This is a genomic window from Mycobacterium sp. P4_H6, from assembly GCF_056400845.1.
This window is the reverse complement of record NZ_JBFUKN010000109.1, coordinates 1-19,994: the sequence shown is the minus strand read 5'-3', so window position 1 is coordinate 19,994 and position 19,994 is coordinate 1. Positions and strand designations below refer to the sequence as shown.

Genomic DNA, 19,994 nt, shown 5'->3' with positions numbered 1-19,994 from the left:
ATCAGGGTCGAATGCTCGATAATCAGCGCGTCATTGAGGGCTACTACACGTGCCCTGTTCCGTTCACCGTAACCTCCGGTGCCCTTGACACCGCTTACTCGGTCACGCTCGACGGGCACCAGGTCACTATCACACTGCCCTCGGCGCCAGGTACGGTCGCTCGACATGAGGGGCTGAGCGAACCCACGTGGCACTACACAGAACACGACATTCCGCAGAGTCGTCTCGTCGGGTTGGCACCGTATTGGGGTCAGCCCGCACGATGGGACGGCACTACCGGCGCACTCAAAGCAAGTCGCATTCATCGATTCAGACTCGCTTCCGCGACTACCGGCGATGACGACCGCGTCCGCGCCGTAGCTTTCCAGATCGCAGAAGCTGCCCCGCCGTGGTGGGCAGCTGCGAGCGCTTGGATCGAGATCCTTCACCACCAAGACCTCTCGCGGCTTGGCCCCGTCGAATCGGGACTTCACTTCAACAAAACCAGCTTGTGGGCGCGCCTTTTCACTCTTCACGGTCACCCGATCCAGGGCGGCGGCCACGTCCTGCCCGTCGGTTCATCGAATGCAACCGCCGTCTGGCCGGATACCACCGCCATCACGGCTAGCGAGCTGCAATCCTGCATGAACCACGCGGAGAACCATGGCACACCGCCGCAAGAGTGGCTAATCATCCGCGATGCCAGATCACTATGTGCGGGTCACGATTTCCGGCGCGCGATCCTCGATGCAGGCCTCGCCGCCGAGCTCGCAGTGACCCAGATGATCACGACGCACCTTGGCAACACCGGCCACACACCGCCCTTTATCGAGGCGGCCCTGCGGAAGAACCGCATGCTCGGGCGCCGCTGCGCATATTGGATTGACGAGTGCGGCGGCACCCTCCCTGCCGACTACCAAACCAAGTTGATCGATCGCCGCAACGACGCGACTCATGCCGGCCACCCGTTCCCCGAACCCGATGTGCGCGAGGCAATTGCAGTGGCAACCGACATCGTCGCACTCATGCGACCTTTGCCCAGATAGCACGCTGCGTCGTCTACGGCTTCGCGCTACGAATTCGGAGCGGGAAATCGCTCGCACAGGGGCAAATCGGCTCCGCCAGGTCTTTCGATCGCGAATCACATTGAAGGTGCGCGGCACGCCATCTCAAGTGCCACCTATTCGGGCAGCAGACCCATGCACTTCGTCCATAGCTTGTACGGGGTCGTCGAACACCAAGCAGGGCACAACGGGCTGCACGGCGAGGTGGAGTGCGAGAAACAGGGATAGTGCTGCGGTGTTCAGGTTGCCTGCCGACAGCATCATTTGGGGCACGGTCGGCACGTCCCTCAATGGTTCAGCCGACACGAGGTGTCCCGTCTCGTACAGTCCGTCTCCGCGGGCTGACGGACAGGTGAGCACGCCAGCGCATCCAGAGCCATGATGTCAGGCCGGAAATTCGTGCGTGCCGAATCCTCAACTCACACAGCAGGGCGCCGCTTGCAGCGCGTTAGGACTTGCGGGAGGTTGATGCCGGACTCGCGGATCCGCTCCGCGGGACTCTATTGGTTCGAACACAACACCTTAGGTGTTCCAAAAGTGGGGCGAATGGGGCTATTGAACCCAAGTACATCGTCTGGCCAGGTCACGGCAACGAATGACTACGCGGCGCTCGTAGGTGGTCCAGTTCGAACTCTAAGAAATTGTCTCGCGGGAGAAGCGCACAGATCAACGGACTTGGAGGACGACTTCGGCTGCGGTAACACGATCTTCCTGACTAGCCAAAGAGAATAATAACCGGATCGACTGTGCCGCCTGTTCCCAGCTAGATTGTTGGGCCAACAGGCGATAGTGCTGCTCCATGACGTCCTTCAATGGGTCTGGGATTTCTTTGGTCCCGATGCCGTCCCGTATCCCTTGGAGGACGAACGGTAATTTGCTCGATTCCAGCCAGGGCTGCTGTAGCAATGTCGATAGCAGGATTCCCAGATTTCCCTGCGCGGCCTGCGCCGACGGGGCAACACTAACAAGCCAAAAGGCGACCGCCGCGATCCACTGGCGCAGTGCGTCAGGGTCGCCGATGTTGCGTCTGATTGCCTGCATGGCGAAGGCGATGAGCGGGCTCGCATCAGCTGTCGCACCACCGTGAGCGATGAAGGCAGCGCAACCGCGAGGATTCCAGCCGTCGATAGCCGCAGCGTGAGTTAGAATATCGGCTCTGAAACTCAAGCCGACAAAGTAACGCGCGACGAGGCCGGCCTGGTGCGCAACTGCCACGTCGTCGGTTATCGTGCCGCCACGTCTGAGCGCTTCGATTAGCGCCTGCGTGCCGAAAGCACTTACTCCCCTATCGACCGCTAACCTTCTCGTCATGCGGTCGTCGCACCATAGTGGATGGCCGCCTTCAATTGCGCTGTCAAGCGCGGAGACCCACGCGAAAGCGGCACCGGTTCCAGCTGAACTAATCTCAGGGAAGTTCGCGATGTCCAACGTATCGTTCGTCGTCACTTTTTCGAACTGTGCCCGGATGCGTTGAGCTCGTTGATGTCGCGCCTCCGCCTCCTGGGTCGAAATGACTATCGGGACGGCAGAGCCGTCGGGAGCCAATCCGATCTGCAACGTCGACAGCCCCGCCAATCGATCGTTACCTTGGATCGAGTCGATGAGTTGCGCACGAGTTCCAGTTGGTTCGAGAAAGCGTCCGAGAAGCAGATCCGCTAAAGACTCATTCATCCCCGATATTGCATATAGCGCCGTCAGGTCAATAATTACCCGAGACCCCATTGCGCGTGACGCGGCGGAAACTTCAGTCTCGAAGGTTTCGCTGTCACCGGCGAAGAGGGGCGCTCGGGTTCGGATAGCTAGGACTTCGGTTAAACTCTTTCGGTGCAAAGTCGCCGCCATGCCTATGGGCAACCGGCCTTCTTCGAGTCTGGAATCTTGCTCAGATGTATCTGGCTGATCGCGTAAAAACTCACGAAACGATTCCAGGGGGTTATCTTGGTCGATCTCCTGCTGGACGAAAACATCTGGCAGTTCTTCAAGTAGGGGCGCGATCACCCCGCGGATGCGTTCAGCCATTTCGGAGTCGTCGTCGTCTAGCGGTATACCCAGCAGAGAACTGACCACAGAAGCTTTGACTGCTCGGCTCTCAGGAAACTGCTCAAGGAGAGAGCTGAGCGTGCCGATGTTCGATGCGTTTCGCTCGAACCGACGCCACAGGTCTAACCGCACTAATGCTTCCTGCTCGTCGCGAGGTTCGGGTCGGTCACCGACGTCGGTGTATGACTTCCAGGCCTGCCCAAAGCGCCCGAGGTGGTACTGACACAGAGTGAGCGCCCATGCAGCACTCCGGTTTTCGGGCTCCCTGGTGAGAACGTCCATGGCGACGTTGACGGCAGGCGCCCACATACCGCGCACGGTAAATGCCTGGATTTTTACGTTGTGCGCGCGAAGCGCGCCTTCCCAGGCCGGGCTGCCGAGATGCAGTCCCTCGTCAGCGCACTGGACCGCAGAATCGTACTGCTCGAGATCGATGTACTGCTCTGCCGCCATGAGTAGAAAATCTGGATCTGACCAGCGACGGCCGGACTGCTCGGCTTGCTCTGCCAGCGCTCGCGCATCTTGGGTCTCGATCGCGAGACCAATCAGCACGCGTGCTAGCAAGCGGCTGGACCGGGCACGTGTGCGAAGAATCGAGATCGCTTGGTCACTGCCGTTCCGCGCGTCGGCAATGAGATTGAGTTCCTCCTGCCGCTCCGCCGGCAATTGTTCGAGCTTCGGCGAGCGAGCGCCTAGCAGAGCAATTTGCAGGCTCAGCTGTTCGACTTCGGTTGGTTCAACTACGTATTCAATCGCCGCCTGAAACTGTGCGAGCGCGGCATCGTCGTCTCGGGCAAAAAGGGCGATGAGCGCCTCAACTTCATGTTCGGTCCTTGGTCCCGTTCCGACGGCCAATTCACGCGCGGCTTGAGGAGTTTTCACCTGCGCCGCCATCGTCGCCGCCTCCCGGCGAACGCCGATACTTGCGGCTTCGCGTGCTGTAGCCGTCCCCTCTGGTGGTGCAGACGCCAGACGCCAGGCCTGTTGCGTCCGGCCGAGGAGGCGAGCAGCAACGACTGCGACTTCTACTGCCCCGTCACTCGGGCCGTCCCATGCCCGAATCGCGTCACGTGCGGTAATGGCCGCTTCAAGAGCTCGCTCAAGATCCGCGAAGTCCAATGTGGTCCTTCTCGACCCGCCACGGATTATGAGGAACCGTGCGAGAAGAACGTGGCAGGTCGCGCTACGGTAGTGATTCGCACCAAGCTCACCAAGTGCGATTGCCTCCGTTATGTCGTCAGCCGAGACTAGCTGGGACAGCAGCACCATCTTCCGGGCGTTGTCCGAGAGAGACTCAGGTTCCCAGTCGCGAAGCTTCATCGCAGCCGCGGAGTGGCTCTCGGCGGTGGCGGTACATATCGCAGACGCGATCGGGTCATCTTCTGCGTATGCCGCCAGCAATGGCGCCAGTTCCGCGATGTCGTCACTACCCAAAAGGAGCTGGCGAGTTCGCCATCGCGCCTCCGGTATCGCACCAGCATCGATGGCATCGCCAAACGCTGCGGACGCTATCTCGCGAAGGCCATAGTCGTTCGCCAGGTTTGCAAACCACACAATGGCCTCGGAAGGCCGCGATTGAAACCACGTCGGAGGATTGTTATGCCAGGCGACAAGCGCTGATGTTCGATCGCCCGAACGCACAAATTCGTGGACGAACTGCGTCACGGCCGGCCAAGCGCTCCTGAGTTCGCGGGCTTCCTCGGCGCGATGGGGAGGAATGCGGTCGAGGTTTTGCTCGAACGTTGTATCCCCGGCGTAGCGCGCGGACTCTCGCTCTTCGATCCTCGAACTAACCCGCTCTGCCGTGATGGCGCTGTACATTGCGACGTTTGTGTTCGGATCCAGTGCGGCGGTGTACGACTTCAACAAGACTACCGCGAGCGGGCCCTCTGCAGCGGCTTCTTTCTCAGAGCCTGGATTCTGGCGGAGAGCCTGCAATGCCCGACCGACTTCTACGTAACGCTCTGGCTCGCCGGTTCTGAACGCTTCGAGAGGTTCACCAGTGCTGAGCAACTTGCGCAGCTTCCAATAAGGCAGCACGCCGAGATGCTCTTTCTTCGCTTGTCTCCGAGTTGTGAATGCCACCAACCACGGCAGGTACAGACTTTTCAGCGGTTTTGCGACCAAGTTCCCTGCGAGCGGTCCCGCGGTTTTCGCCAACGGGAGTGCCCATTCCGCGACCACAGTGCCTCCATAAGTAGGAGTTGTTCTATCCGGACAAGGTTTCGGTCGTCTTAGAGGAATACAAAGCAACCGCTCGCATTGTACGAAGGTGGGCCGACAAGACTGAAAGTTCTGCTGCAGCGTCGATGGTCGTTTGCTGCGGCCGATGTCGGGGGTCATCCCCGCGGGTTGAGGCGGCATGTGAACTTCCCGATCACAGCGCGCCGCCGCCGTCGAGGCCCTGCGCGTCGACAGCATCGAGCAGCGAGCCAAAGAGGCGAAGTCGGGTCGCGCGGTCACCCCCGAGTTCCCGGTGATCACGCAGCACCATCTGCGCCACACTGCCGCATCGCTCGCGATCAGTGCCGGGGCGAACGTGAAAGCGGTGCAGCGGATGCTGGGACACGCAAAGGCATCCATGACGCTGGATACCTACGCCGACCTGTTCGACACCGATCTCGATGCCGTTGCCGTTGAGCTTGATTCGGCAATTCCGGCCGCCACGCGCACCATCTGTCACTCGGAGCTGCACAGCGGGAATTAGAGTGCCCAACATGTCGGGCTTAATCTCTTACGCAGAAGCAATTGCTGCCGCAAGACAGCGTCAGTCGCCTCTTTCAATTCTGCTGGGCAACGGGTTCAGCCGCGCGTTCGATGAAGCGTTCGCATACTCGCAACTTCGCGATGTCGCGCCGATGACTGAACTTTCCGTCGGCAAGGACGAACTGTTCGGGCACGCAGCCAGCGACGATTTTGAGACCGTCATACACAACCTGGAGCACTCAGCCAATCTGGTCAAACTGTACGACCCATCCAACACCACCCTGTGCACAAAGCTCTCAGCGGACGCTGTACATGTGAAGCGTGGTCTAGTCGATGCACTTACAAAGAACCATCCACACTCAGCGCCGACGATCCCGGTGGCCAAGTACAAGTCCGCCCGCGAGTTTCTGAGTCATTTCGGTCGCATCTTCACACTCAACTATGATCTGCTCCTGTATTGGACTGTTTTGCAACAACTTTCACTCTCCTCGCCAGCGGCAGTTCGCAACGATGGTTTCAGCCGCCCCGGGCCTGGCCTGCCGCTCACATGGAGTCTCCCCGAGACGTCAGATGATCAGAAGATCTTCTACCTCCACGGAGCGATGCACCTCTATCTCGATGATGGAGAGCTTCGAAAGTTGGGGTACTCCGGCGGTCCCATCGTTGACCAGCTGAAGGCGAATCTTGCGGCGGGAAAGTACCCGCTTGTGGTCACCGAAGGCAGCTCAATCAACAAGCAAGCGCGAATCGCGCGAAGTGCCTATCTGACGTACTGCCACACGCAGCTGTCCAGGTCGCCCGGGTCGCTGTTCATTCACGGCATGGCGATGTCGGAGAATGACCAACACATCCTGGACAGCATCGCGAAGGGCGCGTTCGACGCCCTCTACGTCGGTCTCCACGGAGACCCTTCACTAAACTGCGGCATGATTCGGGCACGCGCGGAGGATCTCGTGCGGACGCGCAATCAGGCCGGTCGGCCCACAGAACTTCAGTTCTACGGAGCCGAGACAGCTGGGGTGTGGGGCTGAAGGCTGAGTTCGGCCTGTTGCGGTCCCACTGCGGTCCCGGGGGTGTCAAGCGGCTACCCGGGAAACAAGAAAACCCCCGATCAACTGGGGGTTCTCATTGTGGAGCTAAGGGGAATCGAACCCCTGACCTTCTCGATGCGAACGAGACGCGCTACCAACTGCGCTATAGCCCCTTGACCGATAGGAGGCTACCAGGAACACCTGCGGCAGCCGAAACCGGCGGCTACTGCCCCGCTGCCCGCGGCAGGTCGTACTCGCGGGCGAGCCGGCCGTACTCCAGGTGCTCGAAGGCCGGGTCCTCATCGTCGATCTCCAGCACGGCGGCACCCGGGCGGCGCAGCCGCGAGGGCACCACGTCGAACTCGCCGTCACCGGTGTTCTCGACGCCCAGCCGCGAACGCATCATCCGCTGCGCACGCCGGCGCCGCACCTGCTCCTCGATACGGGTCTGACGCCGCAGATAACCCAGGTACAGCACGGTCACGGTGGCCACCGAGCCGACCGCCCACCACAGCCCGGGCGACAGCACCGCGGCTGCCACCGCGGAGAGCACCAGCAGCACCGACATCGTCAGCAGGACCTTCTTACGGAAGGCGTACTTGCGTGCGCTCACCGCCTGCGCGGTCTTGGACTCGTAGCGGTTGCGCCGTGCGGAGGCCATCGACTCGGCCAGCTCGGGCTCGTTGTCGGCCTCGGCTTCCAGACCCGACGAATCCTCGACGTACTCGTAGTCATCGTCGGTGAGGTCATCGTCGGTGAGGTCGTCCTCGGTGATGACTTCTTCGGAATCGGCCTCTTCGGCAATCGGCTCGTCGGCTTCGGCAGCCTCATGCGTGGTCTCGGCCACCGGCTGCGGGGCCGTTTCGGGCTCCGGGGCGTCGAAATCGAGCGTCAGCTCTTCGGTCTGCGGACCGGCCTGTTCCTTCCGGAATGAGTCGCCGAGTGGCAGGGCGCCGGAGTCCTCGTCGACGATGTCGACGTCGAGGTAGGGCGATTCGGCCGACTCTTCGACGGCGGCCGCGAGCACCACGGCGCGACGGCGCGACGACTCGTCTGCCGTTTCGTCGTGGAGATCCTCGGCGTACTCGGCCTCATACTCGGCGGCCGGCTGCCAGTGCGGGTCGCTGTTATGGCCGGCCGACGCGCGCGGACGTCGCAGCCGGGCATTGCGCCCGGAATTGAGCACGCGGGTCGCCAGCGCGACATCGCTTGTGCGCCGGACATTGTCGCGTTTGCTCACCAGCATCGGCACCAGCACGAAGAGCCACAGCACGACGAGGGAGATCCACAACAGAGATTGGGGGATGCTTGGCATGACGCCTTTCCTTTCCCCTTCAGGCTAGGTCCGTGACCAGCGCATCCGTAGGCGGCGCGCCGAGGTCAATTACACACCTGTAATTCACCGGATACAAGCACCATTAGCCACATAAGTCACACGAGTAACAAATTGCTCTCGGAAATTTCGCCGCTAAGTCCAGCTCGCCCGGCCCGAGCGCACCAACCGGGCAGCCACCGAGCCTTCGACCTCCTCGACCGTGATGGCCACCAGCAAGTGATCGCGCCACGCGCCGTCCACATCGAGATAGCGCTTGAGCAGGCCTTCCTCCCGGAAACCCGCCCTGGCCAACACCGCCCGACTGGCCGCGTTCTCGGGCCGCACCGTGGCCTCCACCCGGTGCAGCATCACCGGGCCGAAGGCATGGTCGAGCCCCAGCGCCAAAGCCGCCGTCGCCACGCCCGCACCGGTGAACTCCTTGGTGACCCAGTAGCCGATCCACGCCGAGCGCAGCGCGCCGTGCGTGACGTTGCCGATGGTGATCTGGCCGGCGAACTGCCCGTCGAGCTCGATGACGAACGGCAGCATCCGCCCTCGGCGCGCCTCGCCCCGCAGACCCGAACACACCGCCGGCCACGACGAAAGTGCATGGCGCATTTCCCAACTCGCCTCGGAGCTGGGTTCCCAGGGTTCCAGGTGCGCGCGGTCGGCCAGCCGCAACCTGCTCCACTGGGCGCCGTCGCGCAGCCGCACCGGGCGCAGGCCCACCAGGCCTGCCGGCACCCTGATGGGTCCCACCGGAACCGGCCAACCTGGATGAGCCGGACTGGTGCGCCAGCGGTTCATCAGCCGCGTTGGGCCRGGAAGGCGACGTCCACGACCTCGCCGGTTCGGATCTGCTCAGCCTCGCTGGGGACGACGACGAGGCAGTTCGCCTCGGCCAGAGTCGCCAATAAATGYGAGGACGACCCGGGCGCGCCGCCGAGTGCCTGCACCAGATACTCGCCGGTGTCCTGATCGCGCATGAGCTGCCCGCGCAGGAAACCCTTGCGGCCGGCCACCGAGGAGATCGGGGCCAGCGTGCGGGCCTGGATGACCCGGCGCATCGGCGCACGCTTCCCCAGCGACATCCGGATGAGCGGACGGACCATCACCTCGAAAACCACCAGCGCGCTGACCGGGTTGGCCGGCAGCAGGAAGACCGGAACCCCGTCGCGGCCCAGCTGCCCGAATCCCTGCACCGACCCGGGGTGCATGGCGATCCGCACCACTTCCATCTCGCCGAGCTCGGACAGCACCGCACGCACCGATTCGGCCGCGGCACCGCCGACCGCGCCGGCGATCACCACCACTTCCGAACGACTGATCTGCCCCTCGACGACCTCGCGGAGCTTCGCGGGGTCGGTGTCGACGATGCCGACACGGTTCACCTCGGCGCCCGCATCGCGGCCGGCCGCAGCCAGTGCGTAGGAGTTGACGTCGTACACCTGACCGTTGCCCGGGGTCCGGGACACGTCGACGAGCTCGCCCCCCACCGAGAGCACCGTCATCCGGGGACGCGGATGCACCATCACCTTGTCGCGGCCCACCGCCGCGAGCAGACCCACCTGTGCGGCGCCGATGATCGTGCCTGYCCGCACCGCGACGTCTCCGGGCTGTACATCGTCACCGGTGCGGCGCACATAGGCACCCGAGCGCACACCGCGCAGCACCCGGACCCGGGACTGGCCGCCGTCGGTCCAGCGCAGCGGCAGCACCGCATCGGCAAGGGTGGGCATCGGCGCACCGGTCTGCACGCGCGCGGCCTGGCGTGGCTGCAACCGGCTCGGTGTCCGTGCGCCGGCCTCGATCTCGCCCACCACCGGCAGGCTGACCTCGCGGTTGAGGCCGTCGTCATCGGTGCCGCCGACCGACAGCACATCCACGCTGCGCACTGCGTAACCGTCGATCGCCGCCTGGTCGAATCCCGGCAACGGCCTTTCGGTGACCACCTCTTCGGCGCACATCAAGCCCTGGGATTCGGCGATGGCCACCCGTACCGGCCGGGGAGCCACCGCAGCGGCCGCTACTCGAGCCTGCTGCTCCTCAACCGACCGCACTGCATGCCTTTCTCCTGTCCAAGACCCGCCGTGCTGTCGTTATTCTCCGGCCAGGCCCAATCGCTCGACCAACCAGCGCCGCAGTTCCGGTCCGTAGTCGTCGCGCTCTAGCGCAAAGTCAACCGCAGCCTTGAGGTAGCCGCCGGGATTTCCCAAGTCGTGTCGGGAACCGCGGTGCACCACCACGTGCACCGGATGGCCCTCGGCGATGAGCAGCGCGATGGCGTCGGTCAGCTGGATTTCGCCACCGACACCGCGGTCGACCCGGCGCAGCGCATCGAAGATCGCCCGGTCGAGCACATAGCGGCCTGCCGCTGCGAAGTGCGACGGTGCATCCTCGGGCTTGGGCTTCTCGACCATGCCCTTGACCTTCAGCACATTCGGGTTCGCGGCGTCGGGCACCACCTCGACATCGAACACACCGTAGGCACTGATCTCGTCGCCGGGGACCTCGATGGCGCACAGCACCGTTCCGCCGCGCTTGGCACGCACCTTGGACATCGTCTCCAGTACRCCGGTCGGCAGCACCAGATCGTCGGGCAGCAGCACGGCGATGGCATCTTCGTCGGGCAGCAGCGTGGACTCGACACAGCCCACCGCGTGCCCCAGGCCGAGAGGTTCGGCCTGCACCACGGCCTCCACCTTGATCAGCGCGGGTGCGCGGCGCACCTTTTCGAGCATCACATGCTTGCCGCGGGCCTCCAGCGTGCCCTCCAGCACCAGGTCCTCGACGAAGTGCGCGACGACGCCGTCCTTGCCTTCGGAGGTGATGATGATCAGCCGCTCGGCGCCGGCTTCGGCAGCCTCGGCGGCCACCAGCTCGATGCCCGGGGTGTCGACCACCGGTAGCAGTTCCTTCGGGACCGTCTTGGTCGCCGGGAGAAATCGGGTTCCCAGACCTGCCGCGGGGACCACAGCGGTCCGCGGAATAGGAACAAGTGCCTGTGCCATCGTTGACACACTAATGCCCAATGGTGGTTCAGGCGAAGGGTGTCGGCGCAAACGTGTCAATCCGGACAAAACCCGCGCTCAGGACGAGGATTCTTGCGGCTCGGCGGGCGCTCACCGAGCACCAGCGGGCAGCGGAAACACGTTCCCTGCAAACGCAAATATCCGAACTCACCTTCGGTGCCGGCACCGTGGGCGCCTACATTCCGGTCGGATCCGAGCCCGGCGCGGCCAAGGATTCGGTCCCGCTGCTGGATGACCTGTCCGGGGTGCGGATTCTGGTGCCGATCGCACGCACCGGTTTGCCCATGCAATGGGCCGAGTACCGGCCCGGGGAGCTGGTTGCGGCGCCCTTCGGTTTGCGCGAACCGGCGCCGCCGTGGCTGACCCCGGAATCCATCGCCGAGGCGTCGGTGGTCCTGGTGCCCGCGCTGGCCGTGGACCATCACGGCAACCGACTCGGCCGGGGCGCCGGCTTCTACGACCGGGCCCTGCCGTTGGCCGCCGCCGGCGCGCGGCTGATCGCGGTGGTCCGTGATGAGGAACTTCTCGACGCCGTTCCCGCCGAACCGCACGACGTCCCGATGACGCATGCCCTGACCCCCGGCCGGGGCCTGATCCGGTTGGGAATGACCTAGCCCACGTAGCGGTTCTAGCACTTGAGCCGCTAGAGTGCTAGAAGGTTTGACAGTCTCGGAGGATTTCGTGCCTACCTACTCCTATGCGTGTACCGAATGTGACAATCGGTTCGACGAGGTCCAGGCGTTCAGCGATGATGCGCTGACCGTATGCCCCAAGTGCAACGGACGGCTGCGCAAGCTGTTCGGCAAGGTGGGCGTCGTATTCAAGGGCAGCGGCTTCTACCGCAACGACAGCCGCGACTCCTCGAAGTCCAGCAGCACCGTGAGCTCGTCGAAGGGCAGCGACAGCTCGACGTCGACATCCAACGGTTCCTCGGACTCCTCGAGCAGCTCCTCGGATTCCTCGAGTACCTCGTCGTCCTCGTCGTCGACCTCGACCAGCTCGACGCCGGCCGCAGCCTCCAGCTAGCGAGTTATCCACAGGGCACGCCGTCGCCGGCTGCCGTCATACCCCCGGGCCGCCTAGCGTTGGCCTGGTGGGGGAATCGCTGAATCCATCGGTGCCGTCCCGGCTGCGCCGGGCACTACGCCCGGACTGGACGCGTACCGTCGCCGCCCGCCGAACCGCCGCCGGGCTGCTGGTGGTGCTGGCCGCCGTCGCCGCGTTACGCCCGGACCCGGCCGGTGAGCGCACCGATGTCGTCATCGCACTGCGCGACCTACCCCCGGGCGCACCGCTCACCGCCGGCGATATCGTCGTCGAATCCCGTTTGGCCACAACAGTTCCCGACGGCGCGACCGGAGACGTGGGGGTCGTGATCGGAGCCACTCTGGCCGGCCCAGCGCGCCGCGGTGAGGTGCTCACCGACGTACGGCTGCTCGGAACCCGGCTGACCGAGGCGAGCGCCGGTCCCGACGCCCGGATCGTGCCGTTGCACCTCGCCGACGATGCGCTCGTCGATCTCATCCGGCCCGGAGACGTCGTCGACGTCCTCGCCGCCGGCAGCACCGGCACCGGCCCGGACACCCCGCCGGAGGTCATCGCGACCGAGGCTGTCGTCGCGCTGGTGTCGGCCGAACCCGCGGGTCCGGCGGGCTCGGCAGGCCGGGTGGTGCTGGTGGCGCTGCCGCGGCACGCCGCCAATGCGGTGGCCGGTGCGGCGCTCACCCGCCAGATCACCGTGACCTTTCACTGACTCCGGACGCCACCTGCTCGGTTACTGTTTGCGTGTCACCATTACCTGCTGGAAGGGTCCCCGCATGATCAAGGGTTTCAAGGAATTCCTGCTGCGCGGCAACATCGTCGATCTGTCGATCGCGGTGGTCATCGGTACCGCGTTCACCGCGCTCGTCACCAAGTTCACCGAGAGCATCATCCAGCCGCTGATCGACCGGATCGGCGCGGGCGGCGAATCCGATTACGGGGTGCTGCGCATCCCCATCGGCGGCGATCAGACCATCGACCTCAATGTGCTGCTCTCCGCGATGATCAACTTCGTCCTCGTCGCCGCCGTCGTCTACTTCCTGATCGTGCTGCCCTACAGCAAGTTCCGGAAGAAGGAAGAGGAGACGGTCGAGGCCGAGGTCGTGCTGCTCACCGAGATCCGCGACCTGCTGGCGACGCGTCCCGGGCCGACCGCCGGAGAACGCGTCACTCCCGACGCCTGACCCGGCGACACGCACGCCAACGCCCGGCTGGGGAACCCAGCCGGGCGTTGGTGGTTGACAGCTATCGGACGACGATCACCAGTCGCCGATGGGCGGGCTGAAGACGAACGCCCCGTTGGAGTCGAGGTTGAACGGTGCGGACTTGGTGCCCGGCACCGCCTTGATGGTGTCGACATGCACACCTTCACCCTGGGCGTGCACGATGCCGGAGTCGGCGCTGCGGGTCTCGAGGAACCCGCGCGCCTGGCCATAATCGGACACCCGCAGCGCGTTGTCGTCGACCAGCAGCGCCTGACGGCTGGTGACATAGGGGGCCGGCGCCGATTCCTCGACGTCCGCGCCGGCGGTGGCGCTGCCCAGACCGGCCAGCAGCGTCGCTCCCGCGAAGGAACCGAGCCCGAGGATTACGAACTTCTTCGATGAAACCATGCGCCACTCTCTCAACTGTCGTCCAGCATCTACACCTGGTGCCCCAAGGGTAGCGCGTGTCACACCGGCGGGTTGCCGGTTCACCTTCGACGGCTGACCCCGCACAGCAAAACGCCCGGCCGGGGAGATCCCCGACCGGGCGTTTGCGTGAAGCAACTACGAAACGTCGGTCACCAGTCGCCGATGGGCGGGCTGAAGACGAACGAGCCGTTGGACTCAAGGTTGAACGGCGCGGACTTGGTGCCCGGCACCGCCTTGATGGTGTCGACGTGCACACCTTCACCTTGGGCGTGGACGATGCCGGAGTCGGCGCTGCGGGTGTCCAGGAACCCGCGTGCCTGGCCGTAATCGGCCACCCGCAGGGCGTTGTCGTCGACCAGGAGGGCCTGACGGCTGGTGACATAGGGGGCCGGTGCCGATTCCTCGACCTCTGCATTCGCGGTGGCGCTGCCCAGACCGGCCAGCAGCGTGGCACCCGCAAATGAACCGAACCCGAGAACTGCAAGCTTCTTCGATAGGGCCATGACCCTTTCCTTTCCTGCTTGGGTAGTCCCACTCGTCACCATGTGGCCCGCCTGTCGGAGCACGGGCCACATGGCGACGTCGGGTTTAGGAGCGAACTGTCAGTTCATGTTCCAGGGCTCGCCGTAGGTGGTCACGCTGTCACCCTCCGAGGCGATGAGCCGTGCGTAGGGGCGCAGCAGCACGCCGCCGGCAGCACCGGTCACGGTCCCGTGAGCGTTGGAGACTGCAACCGCACCGCTCTCGCCTGCGACGTCAGCGGAGAAGGTCGCAACTTCCTGGATGCCGGGGCCGTTGCCGAGGTCGGCGCTGATCGAGGCACCGGGGAACAGCGGCGGGGTCACGATGGCCGGGATGATGTCGAAGTCGACGCCACCGGGGCCCAGGTAGCCGTAGTCCTGACCGTCGAACGCGATGTTCGGGGTGGTGTAGCTGAAGTTGATGCCGACGCCCAGCGACCACGGGAAGCCGACCTGGTAGCCCAGCTCCAGCACGCCCTCGAAGTCCTCAGCGCCCGGACCCGAGACGATGTACTTGGCCTTGCCGGAGTGGAACCACTCGCGGGTCAGGCGGTTGCGGTCGAGCGGGAACACACCATTGAGGAAGGTGTCCCACTGCTGGATGGTCAGGGTCCGGTCCTTGCCGTCCACGAGGCTGAGCTCGTTGTCCAGACCCGCGTTGGAGGTGCCTGTGCTCACGAACAGCGACGCAATGGCCGCGATCATCGCGATCAGCACCCGACTGATTACCTTCATGTTCTCCCTATGCTGCCGACGGTTGGTGTGCTGTCAACCGTGTTTGTTGATGCGGATCCCGGCCCTACCGAGATACCACACCTTGCAAGACCTCCATGTGATGCGAATTAGAAACTCCACATGTTGCTCTTACGATTTGCTCATCGTTGACACGAGGAACATAACGGTGGTCCATCAACCCGGCAACGCGTAGGTCCCATCGCCAGGACCCGTCCGGAAGTGGCTTGAAGGTTTGCTGAGACGGCCATACAGAGGTATTCAGAGTGTCGTGACCAGCGCGACAACTTAGCGCGCCTCAGTTTGCTTCGCATGTCGTACAGAAAGAACTGATCGGCTGGAATCAACGAGATTCCAGCCGATCAGGGGGAAATTACTGCTCAGTCGTGGTGCGGAGGGACGTTGTCCCGGAGCCACCGATCGCGGTCGAAGTTCTCTTCGGAGGTATCGCCATCACGCTCGTCGCGGGTGGTGCTCGGCAGTTCCTCGCCGAAGATCGCGTTAACTGCGTCCTTCGATGGCCGCGTAGGCCCGGTCACGATGCGGTAGCTCCTGTGACCAACGTCACATTGGCGGTGGGATTACCGTTCACCTGCCCGTAACCTGCCGCGCTTGAAAAGAGTGCGCAGACCTGCATGATTGCCATCCGGACACGCACTTCCCGGCTCAGATATCGAGGCTCGAGAGCTGCCCGATCACCTGGACGGCGAGCGGGTTGAGGGTGGCCATGCCGTCCCGCACCGCGGCACGTGAGCCGGCGATGTTCACCACGAGGGTGCTGCCCGAGATGCCGGCCAGTCCGCGCGATACGCCGGCATCCACGATGCCCGCAGACAGCCCGGAAGCGCGCAACGCCTCGGAGATGCCCAACAACTCACGGTCGAGCAGCTCGACAGTGGCCTCAGGGGTCACGTCGCGGGGGCTCACCCCGGTGCCGCCGACCGAGATCACCAGGTCGACTCCGCCGATGACGGCGGTGTTGAGCGCGTTGCGGATCTCCACCTCGTCGGCGGAGACCACCACGACCCCGTCCACCAGGAAACCGCTCTCACCGAGCAGCTCGGTGACCAACGGTCCGCTGTGATCCTCTTCGCCGTGTGCTGTCCGGTCGTCGACGACGACAACGAGCGCCCGCCCGACGAACTCCGCTGGTTGTTCCATGACAGTCACCGTATATCCGGACGCCGTCAACGAGTTCGACAAGGGTTCCAATACGGTCACTGCTGAGCCTTCCCCAAGGTCACGTCCAGGGTCTCGGCTCCGCCGGACCCCTGAAAGGTCAACGTCACCTTGGTACCGGGCGCCTTCGAGCGCACCGCGGCGACCAGGGCGTCGGCGCTGTTGATCACGCGTCCGTCGACCTTGGTGACCACCACGCCGCTGGGCAGTCCCGCCGCAGCCGCCGCACCGCCCTCGGTGACCTCGACGATCTTGGCGCCGTCCACCGAGGCATCGTTACCGACCTGCACACCCAGCGAGGCGTGCGATGCGGTGCCGCCCTGCACCAACTCGTCGGCGATCCGCTTGGCCTGGTCCACCGGAATGGCGAACCCGAGGCCGATCGAGCCGCTCTGGGACTCCGCGGAATCGCCACCGAGGGTCGCGATGGCCGAGTTCACCCCGACCAGCTCACCGTTCATGTTGACCAGCGCGCCACCGGAGTTACCCGGGTTGATCGCGGCGTCGGTCTGGATCGCGTCCAGCACGGTGTTCTGGTCATTGCTGTTCCCGCCGGCGGCCACCGGGCGGTTCAGCGCGCTGACGATGCCGACGGTGACGGTGCCCTCCAGGCCGAGGGGCGAGCCGATCGCGACCACGTCCTGGCCGACCCGCAGATCCCCCGAGGACCCGAGTGCGATGGGGGTCAGATCCGATACCCCTTCGGCCCGCACCACGGCGATGTCACTGCTGGGGTCGGTGCCGACCACCGTGAACGGTGCGGTGCGACCGTCGGCGAAGGTCACCTTGGTCTGCGGCCGCCCGCCGGGCGCGCCTTCGGTGGCGACGACGTGGTTGTTGGTGAGGATCAGTCCGTCGGTGGACAGGATGATGCCCGAACCCTCCTCGGAGGCCCGGCCCAGGTTCGTCTCCAGCTTGACCACGCTGGGGACCACCTTGGCCGCAACCTGCTCCACCGAGCCCACCGGCAGGCTCGCCGCCGGCATGCCCGGAGTGGCACCGCCGCCGCTGGAGAAGCTGGTGGAGGGCTGGTCGGGCTGAGCCAGCACCGCCACGCCGCCGCCGATACCGGCGGAGACGACCGCTATCGCTGCCGCGCCGGCAATCAAAGCGCCTGCACGCGAACGCTTCTGGGGCCTGGCGGCGGGCGTTCCGGCCGGGCGGTACGGGTCGTACTGCGACCGCGTCTGCTGGGGCTGCTGCTGGGCGTAGCGCCAGTCATAGGGCTGCTGTTGGTAGCCCTGCTGGTAAGTGTTGCGCTGCGTGGAATAGCCGGTCGGGTTCGCTTCGTAGCCGGGCTGGGACGGAGGCGGTGTGTACCTCGGGTCGTTCGTCATATCGCTCGGCGCTCTTTCTTTTCAGCGGTTCAGTTATCTGTTCAACGCATCGGACAGCCATACAGTGCCGAGTGGGGCTGAGAATCCACTTAGAGAATGACGCGTAGGAACCCATCAATTTCTGAAGATTTCCCCACGTCACACCCCGCTACCCATTGTCGGCGCCCGAAGACGTGGCGTCCATCGATTTGTCCCCGCGTGTCGGCGACAAACCGGCAGGCACCTGGAACGGCGCGGTCGCCGTGGCGCTCTCGGGCAACACCCGCCGGCCGGGCAGCACGAGGCGAACCGAGGTACCCGACGGCTCACCTCCGGGCACGGTGTCCTCAACCTGAAGTGTCCCACCGTGTTTGAGGACCACCTGCTTGACGATCGCCAACCCCAGACCCGAACCCGGCATCGCACGGGCCGATGTGGAGCGGTAGAAGCGCTCGAACACGAGCTCGCGTTCCTGCGGCGGAATGCCCGGGCCCATATCGGAGATCACGAGTTCGGCGTGCAGTGCGTCACGTTGCCTCAGCCGCACCAGCACGGTGCTGTCGGGCGGACTCCACTTGGCCGCGTTGTCGAGCACGTTGAGCACCGCCCGGGACAGTCCGGCGACGTCGCCGTCGACCTGCCAGTCGATCAACTGCACGTCGAAGTCAATATCGTTGCGGCGGCGTCGAACTCGTTCCAGTGCGCGATCCACCACATCGGACAGGTCGACCTTCTCCCGGATCACCACACCGGCGTCGTCGCGGGTGAGGTCCACCAGATCGCCCACCAATGTGGACAATTCCTCGATCTGGGCAATCACATCGGCCTGCAGCTCGACCATCTCGCCGGCGGGCAACCGCGGAGCGCCGGGCGCCATCGCCGCCATCAGCAGCTCGACATTGGTGCGCAACGAGGTGAGCGGAGTGCGCAGCTCGTGCCCGGCGTCGGTCACCAGCCGGGACTGGCGCTCCCGCGATTCCGCGAGCGCGCGCAACATCATGTTGAACGCATCGGTAAGCCGGGCCAGCTCGTCGGTGCCGACCACGGGGATGGGCCGCAGATCGTCGGTGCGCGCGACCCGCTCGGCGGCCTGGGTCAACCGGGCCACCGGGCGCAGACCGGCGCGGGCGACCATCCCGCCGGCTATGGCGGCCACCGCCATACCGGAGGCGCCGACGATGGCCAGCACGGTGCCCAGCCTGTTCAGCAGGGCGATCGTGGGCGCAAGGCTCTTGGAGATCAGCAGCGAGTCGCCGTTGGCCAGGTGCACGGCCAGCACCCGCTGGTTGTTGACGGTGCGCAGCGACATAAGCAGCTCGCCCTGGACGACGGCTTTCTCCGGCGCTCCGAGTGGCAGCGTCTGGCCCTGCTGGTTGGCGGTGTAGATACAGCATCCCGGGCTGACCAGCATGGCGTTCACATCGGAATATGCGGTGCCCTCGATGGCCTTGCCGGGATCCTTGGCCAGCGAGCCGCTCTCGATGAGCAACTGCACCCGGCTGTGCAACTGGGTGTCGATGTCGTCATAGACGGAGCGGGACACCACGGCGTACACAGCAACGGCCATCAGCACGACGACCATCGCGACCATCGACATCGCCAGCAGCATCACCCGCCAGCGCAGCGAGACCGCGCTGACGTTTCTGGTGTACCGGCGTTGACTGTCCGATCGGAACACCGGTTTCTTGAACAGCCGCATCAGGGCGGGGTTTCCCGCAGCACATAACCCACCCCGCGCACGGTGTGGATGAGCCGCGGTTCACCCTCGGCCTCCGTCTTGCGACGCAGGTAACCGACGTACACCTCCAGCGCATTACCCGAGGTCGGGAAGTCGAATCCCCAGACCTCTTCGAGAATGCGACTGCGGGTGAGCACCCGCCGGGGGTTGGCGATCAGCATTTCCAGCAGCGAGAACTCGGTGCGGGTCAGGCTGATCTGCCGTTCACCGCGGGACACTTCCCGTGTCACCGGGTCCAGGCTCAGATCGGAGAAGGTGAGCGCCCGGGAGTCCGCGGACTCGTCCGGAAGGGTGCGACGACGCAACAGGGCCCGCATCCGGGCCAGCAGTTCCTCCAGCGCGAACGGCTTGGGCAGATAGTCATCGGCTCCCGCGTCCAGGCCGGCCACCCGTTCGGACACCGAATCCCGGGCGGTGAGCACCAGGATGGGCAGATCGTCACCGGTGCTGCGGAGATGCCGGCACACTTCGAGGCCGTCGAGCCTCGGCATCATCACGTCCAGGACAAGGGCGTCCGGTCGGTCACTGGAGATCGCCTCGAGCGCCTCGACACCATCCTGGGCGAGCTCGACGGAATAACCATTGAACGAAAGCGACCGGCGCAGAGATTCGCGCACCGCGCGATCGTCATCAACGACAAGAATGCGCACAGCCACAGTGTCATCC

19 protein-coding genes, 1 tRNA gene and 1 pseudogene are annotated in these 19,994 nt (G+C 64.6%); 7 read left to right on the top strand and 14 right to left on the bottom strand.

What is annotated here, in order from left to right; genetic code table 11:
- Window positions 1-1,025 (top strand): hypothetical protein (locus tag AC1DTF_RS28930; protein ID WP_477476533.1); only part of this gene is annotated, 1,025 nt, incomplete at its 5' end.
- A 684-nt stretch (window positions 1,026-1,709) separates the two neighbouring features.
- Here the strand turns inward: AC1DTF_RS28930 and AC1DTF_RS28925 are convergent.
- On the bottom strand, window positions 1,710-5,210 hold the full coding sequence (locus AC1DTF_RS28925; protein WP_477476532.1) for a PIN domain-containing protein: 3,501 nt from the start codon (window positions 5,208-5,210) through the stop codon (window positions 1,710-1,712).
- Between the two features lie 346 nt (window positions 5,211-5,556).
- Between AC1DTF_RS28925 and AC1DTF_RS28920 the strand changes: the two are divergent.
- Both AC1DTF_RS28920 and AC1DTF_RS28915 read left to right on the top strand, forming a co-directional pair.
- A pseudogene (locus AC1DTF_RS28920) lies at window positions 5,557-5,790 on the top strand (tyrosine-type recombinase/integrase); the annotation flags it as partial.
- A gap of 10 nt (window positions 5,791-5,800) precedes the next feature.
- Window positions 5,801-6,820, top strand: a complete 1,020-nt coding sequence (locus AC1DTF_RS28915) for a DUF4917 family protein (RefSeq protein ID WP_477476531.1) — start codon at window positions 5,801-5,803, stop codon at window positions 6,818-6,820.
- Between the two features lie 100 nt (window positions 6,821-6,920).
- Here the strand turns inward: AC1DTF_RS28915 and AC1DTF_RS28910 are convergent.
- The 5 genes from AC1DTF_RS28910 to AC1DTF_RS28890 all read right to left on the bottom strand — a co-directional run bounded on the left by AC1DTF_RS28910 (window position 6,921) and on the right by AC1DTF_RS28890 (window position 11,146).
- Window positions 6,921-6,993, bottom strand: a tRNA-Ala gene (locus AC1DTF_RS28910).
- A 50-nt stretch (window positions 6,994-7,043) separates the two neighbouring features.
- Entirely contained in the window at window positions 7,044-8,135 is a 1,092-nt protein-coding gene (gene sepX, locus AC1DTF_RS28905) for a divisome protein SepX/GlpR (RefSeq protein WP_477476530.1), read from the bottom strand.
- 153 nt (window positions 8,136-8,288) lie between these two features.
- On the bottom strand, window positions 8,289-8,942 hold the full coding sequence (locus tag AC1DTF_RS28900) for a GNAT family N-acetyltransferase (protein WP_477476529.1): 654 nt from the start codon (window positions 8,940-8,942) through the stop codon (window positions 8,289-8,291).
- Window positions 8,942-10,195 carry a molybdotransferase-like divisome protein Glp gene (gene glp / locus AC1DTF_RS28895; protein WP_477476528.1) on the bottom strand — a complete coding sequence of 418 codons (1,254 nt, stop codon included), beginning with the start codon at window positions 10,193-10,195 and terminating at the stop codon, window positions 8,942-8,944. Before glp ends, AC1DTF_RS28900 begins: the two co-directional genes overlap by 1 nt.
- A 39-nt stretch (window positions 10,196-10,234) precedes the next feature.
- Window positions 10,235-11,146: a UTP--glucose-1-phosphate uridylyltransferase gene (locus tag AC1DTF_RS28890; RefSeq protein WP_057168298.1), complete on the bottom strand. Its 912-nt coding sequence runs from the start codon at window positions 11,144-11,146 to the stop codon at window positions 10,235-10,237.
- A 53-nt stretch (window positions 11,147-11,199) separates the two neighbouring features.
- Between AC1DTF_RS28890 and AC1DTF_RS28885 the strand changes: the two genes are divergently transcribed.
- From AC1DTF_RS28885 to mscL, 4 genes are all read left to right on the top strand, one after another.
- Entirely contained in the window at window positions 11,200-11,781 is a 582-nt protein-coding gene (locus tag AC1DTF_RS28885; RefSeq protein ID WP_477476527.1) for a 5-formyltetrahydrofolate cyclo-ligase, read from the top strand.
- 67 nt (window positions 11,782-11,848) lie between these two features.
- Window positions 11,849-12,193: an FmdB family zinc ribbon protein gene (locus AC1DTF_RS28880; protein ID WP_477476526.1), complete on the top strand. Its 345-nt coding sequence runs from the start codon at window positions 11,849-11,851 to the stop codon at window positions 12,191-12,193.
- 67 nt (window positions 12,194-12,260) lie between these two features.
- Window positions 12,261-12,920, top strand: coding sequence for an SAF domain-containing protein (locus tag AC1DTF_RS28875; RefSeq protein WP_477476525.1), 660 nt, complete (start codon window positions 12,261-12,263; stop codon window positions 12,918-12,920).
- A 64-nt stretch (window positions 12,921-12,984) separates the two neighbouring features.
- Window positions 12,985-13,392, top strand: a complete 408-nt coding sequence (gene mscL / locus AC1DTF_RS28870; RefSeq protein WP_057168301.1) for a large-conductance mechanosensitive channel protein MscL — start codon at window positions 12,985-12,987, stop codon at window positions 13,390-13,392.
- Between the two features lie 75 nt (window positions 13,393-13,467).
- Here mscL and AC1DTF_RS28865 read toward each other — a convergent pair whose 3' ends face one another.
- From AC1DTF_RS28865 to AC1DTF_RS28830, 8 genes are all read right to left on the bottom strand, one after another.
- Window positions 13,468-13,821: a hypothetical protein gene (locus AC1DTF_RS28865; RefSeq protein ID WP_477476524.1), complete on the bottom strand. Its 354-nt coding sequence runs from the start codon at window positions 13,819-13,821 to the stop codon at window positions 13,468-13,470.
- A gap of 170 nt (window positions 13,822-13,991) precedes the next feature.
- Window positions 13,992-14,345, bottom strand: a complete 354-nt coding sequence (locus AC1DTF_RS28860) for a hypothetical protein (RefSeq protein ID WP_477476523.1) — start codon at window positions 14,343-14,345, stop codon at window positions 13,992-13,994.
- Between the two features lie 99 nt (window positions 14,346-14,444).
- Window positions 14,445-15,098: an MspA family porin gene (locus AC1DTF_RS28855; RefSeq protein WP_477476522.1), complete on the bottom strand. Its 654-nt coding sequence runs from the start codon at window positions 15,096-15,098 to the stop codon at window positions 14,445-14,447.
- 377 nt (window positions 15,099-15,475) lie between these two features.
- Window positions 15,476-15,634 carry a hypothetical protein gene (locus AC1DTF_RS28850; RefSeq protein WP_200962190.1) on the bottom strand — a complete coding sequence of 53 codons (159 nt, stop codon included), beginning with the start codon at window positions 15,632-15,634 and terminating at the stop codon, window positions 15,476-15,478.
- Window positions 15,635-15,761: 127 nt separating this feature from the next.
- On the bottom strand, window positions 15,762-16,256 hold the full coding sequence (locus AC1DTF_RS28845; protein WP_057168304.1) for a MogA/MoaB family molybdenum cofactor biosynthesis protein: 495 nt from the start codon (window positions 16,254-16,256) through the stop codon (window positions 15,762-15,764).
- A gap of 56 nt (window positions 16,257-16,312) precedes the next feature.
- Window positions 16,313-17,611 (bottom strand): S1C family serine protease, encoded by a 1,299-nt coding sequence (locus AC1DTF_RS28840; RefSeq protein ID WP_477476521.1) that lies wholly within the window; start codon window positions 17,609-17,611, stop codon window positions 16,313-16,315.
- Between the two features lie 148 nt (window positions 17,612-17,759).
- Window positions 17,760-19,289: a HAMP domain-containing sensor histidine kinase gene (locus tag AC1DTF_RS28835; RefSeq protein ID WP_057168306.1), complete on the bottom strand. Its 1,530-nt coding sequence runs from the start codon at window positions 19,287-19,289 to the stop codon at window positions 17,760-17,762.
- Window positions 19,289-19,978, bottom strand: a complete 690-nt coding sequence (locus AC1DTF_RS28830; protein ID WP_057168307.1) for a response regulator transcription factor — start codon at window positions 19,976-19,978, stop codon at window positions 19,289-19,291. The genes AC1DTF_RS28835 and AC1DTF_RS28830 overlap by 1 nt, the downstream gene beginning before the upstream one ends.
- Window positions 19,979-19,994 lie beyond the last annotated feature (16 nt).

Excerpts from the sequence above, each read along its gene's own strand:
- AC1DTF_RS28840 (WP_477476521.1), bottom strand. The coding sequence starts at position 17,611 with ATGACGAACGACCCGAGGTACACACCGCCTCCGTCCCAGCCCGGCTAC.
- AC1DTF_RS28865 (WP_477476524.1), bottom strand. The coding sequence starts at position 13,821 with ATGGTTTCATCGAAGAAGTTCGTAATCCTCGGGCTCGGTTCCTTCGCG.
- AC1DTF_RS28860 (WP_477476523.1), bottom strand. The coding sequence starts at position 14,345 with ATGGCCCTATCGAAGAAGCTTGCAGTTCTCGGGTTCGGTTCATTTGCG.
- mscL (WP_057168301.1), top strand. The coding sequence starts at position 12,985 with ATGATCAAGGGTTTCAAGGAATTCCTGCTGCGCGGCAACATCGTCGAT.
- AC1DTF_RS28845 (WP_057168304.1), bottom strand. The coding sequence starts at position 16,256 with ATGGAACAACCAGCGGAGTTCGTCGGGCGGGCGCTCGTTGTCGTCGTC.
- AC1DTF_RS28900 (WP_477476529.1), bottom strand. The coding sequence starts at position 8,942 with ATGAACCGCTGGCGCACCAGTCCGGCTCATCCAGGTTGGCCGGTTCCG.
- sepX (WP_477476530.1), bottom strand. The coding sequence starts at position 8,135 with ATGCCAAGCATCCCCCAATCTCTGTTGTGGATCTCCCTCGTCGTGCTG.
- AC1DTF_RS28915 (WP_477476531.1), top strand. The coding sequence starts at position 5,801 with ATGTCGGGCTTAATCTCTTACGCAGAAGCAATTGCTGCCGCAAGACAG.
- AC1DTF_RS28835 (WP_057168306.1), bottom strand. The coding sequence starts at position 19,289 with ATGCGGCTGTTCAAGAAACCGGTGTTCCGATCGGACAGTCAACGCCGG.
- AC1DTF_RS28855 (WP_477476522.1), bottom strand. The coding sequence starts at position 15,098 with ATGAAGGTAATCAGTCGGGTGCTGATCGCGATGATCGCGGCCATTGCG.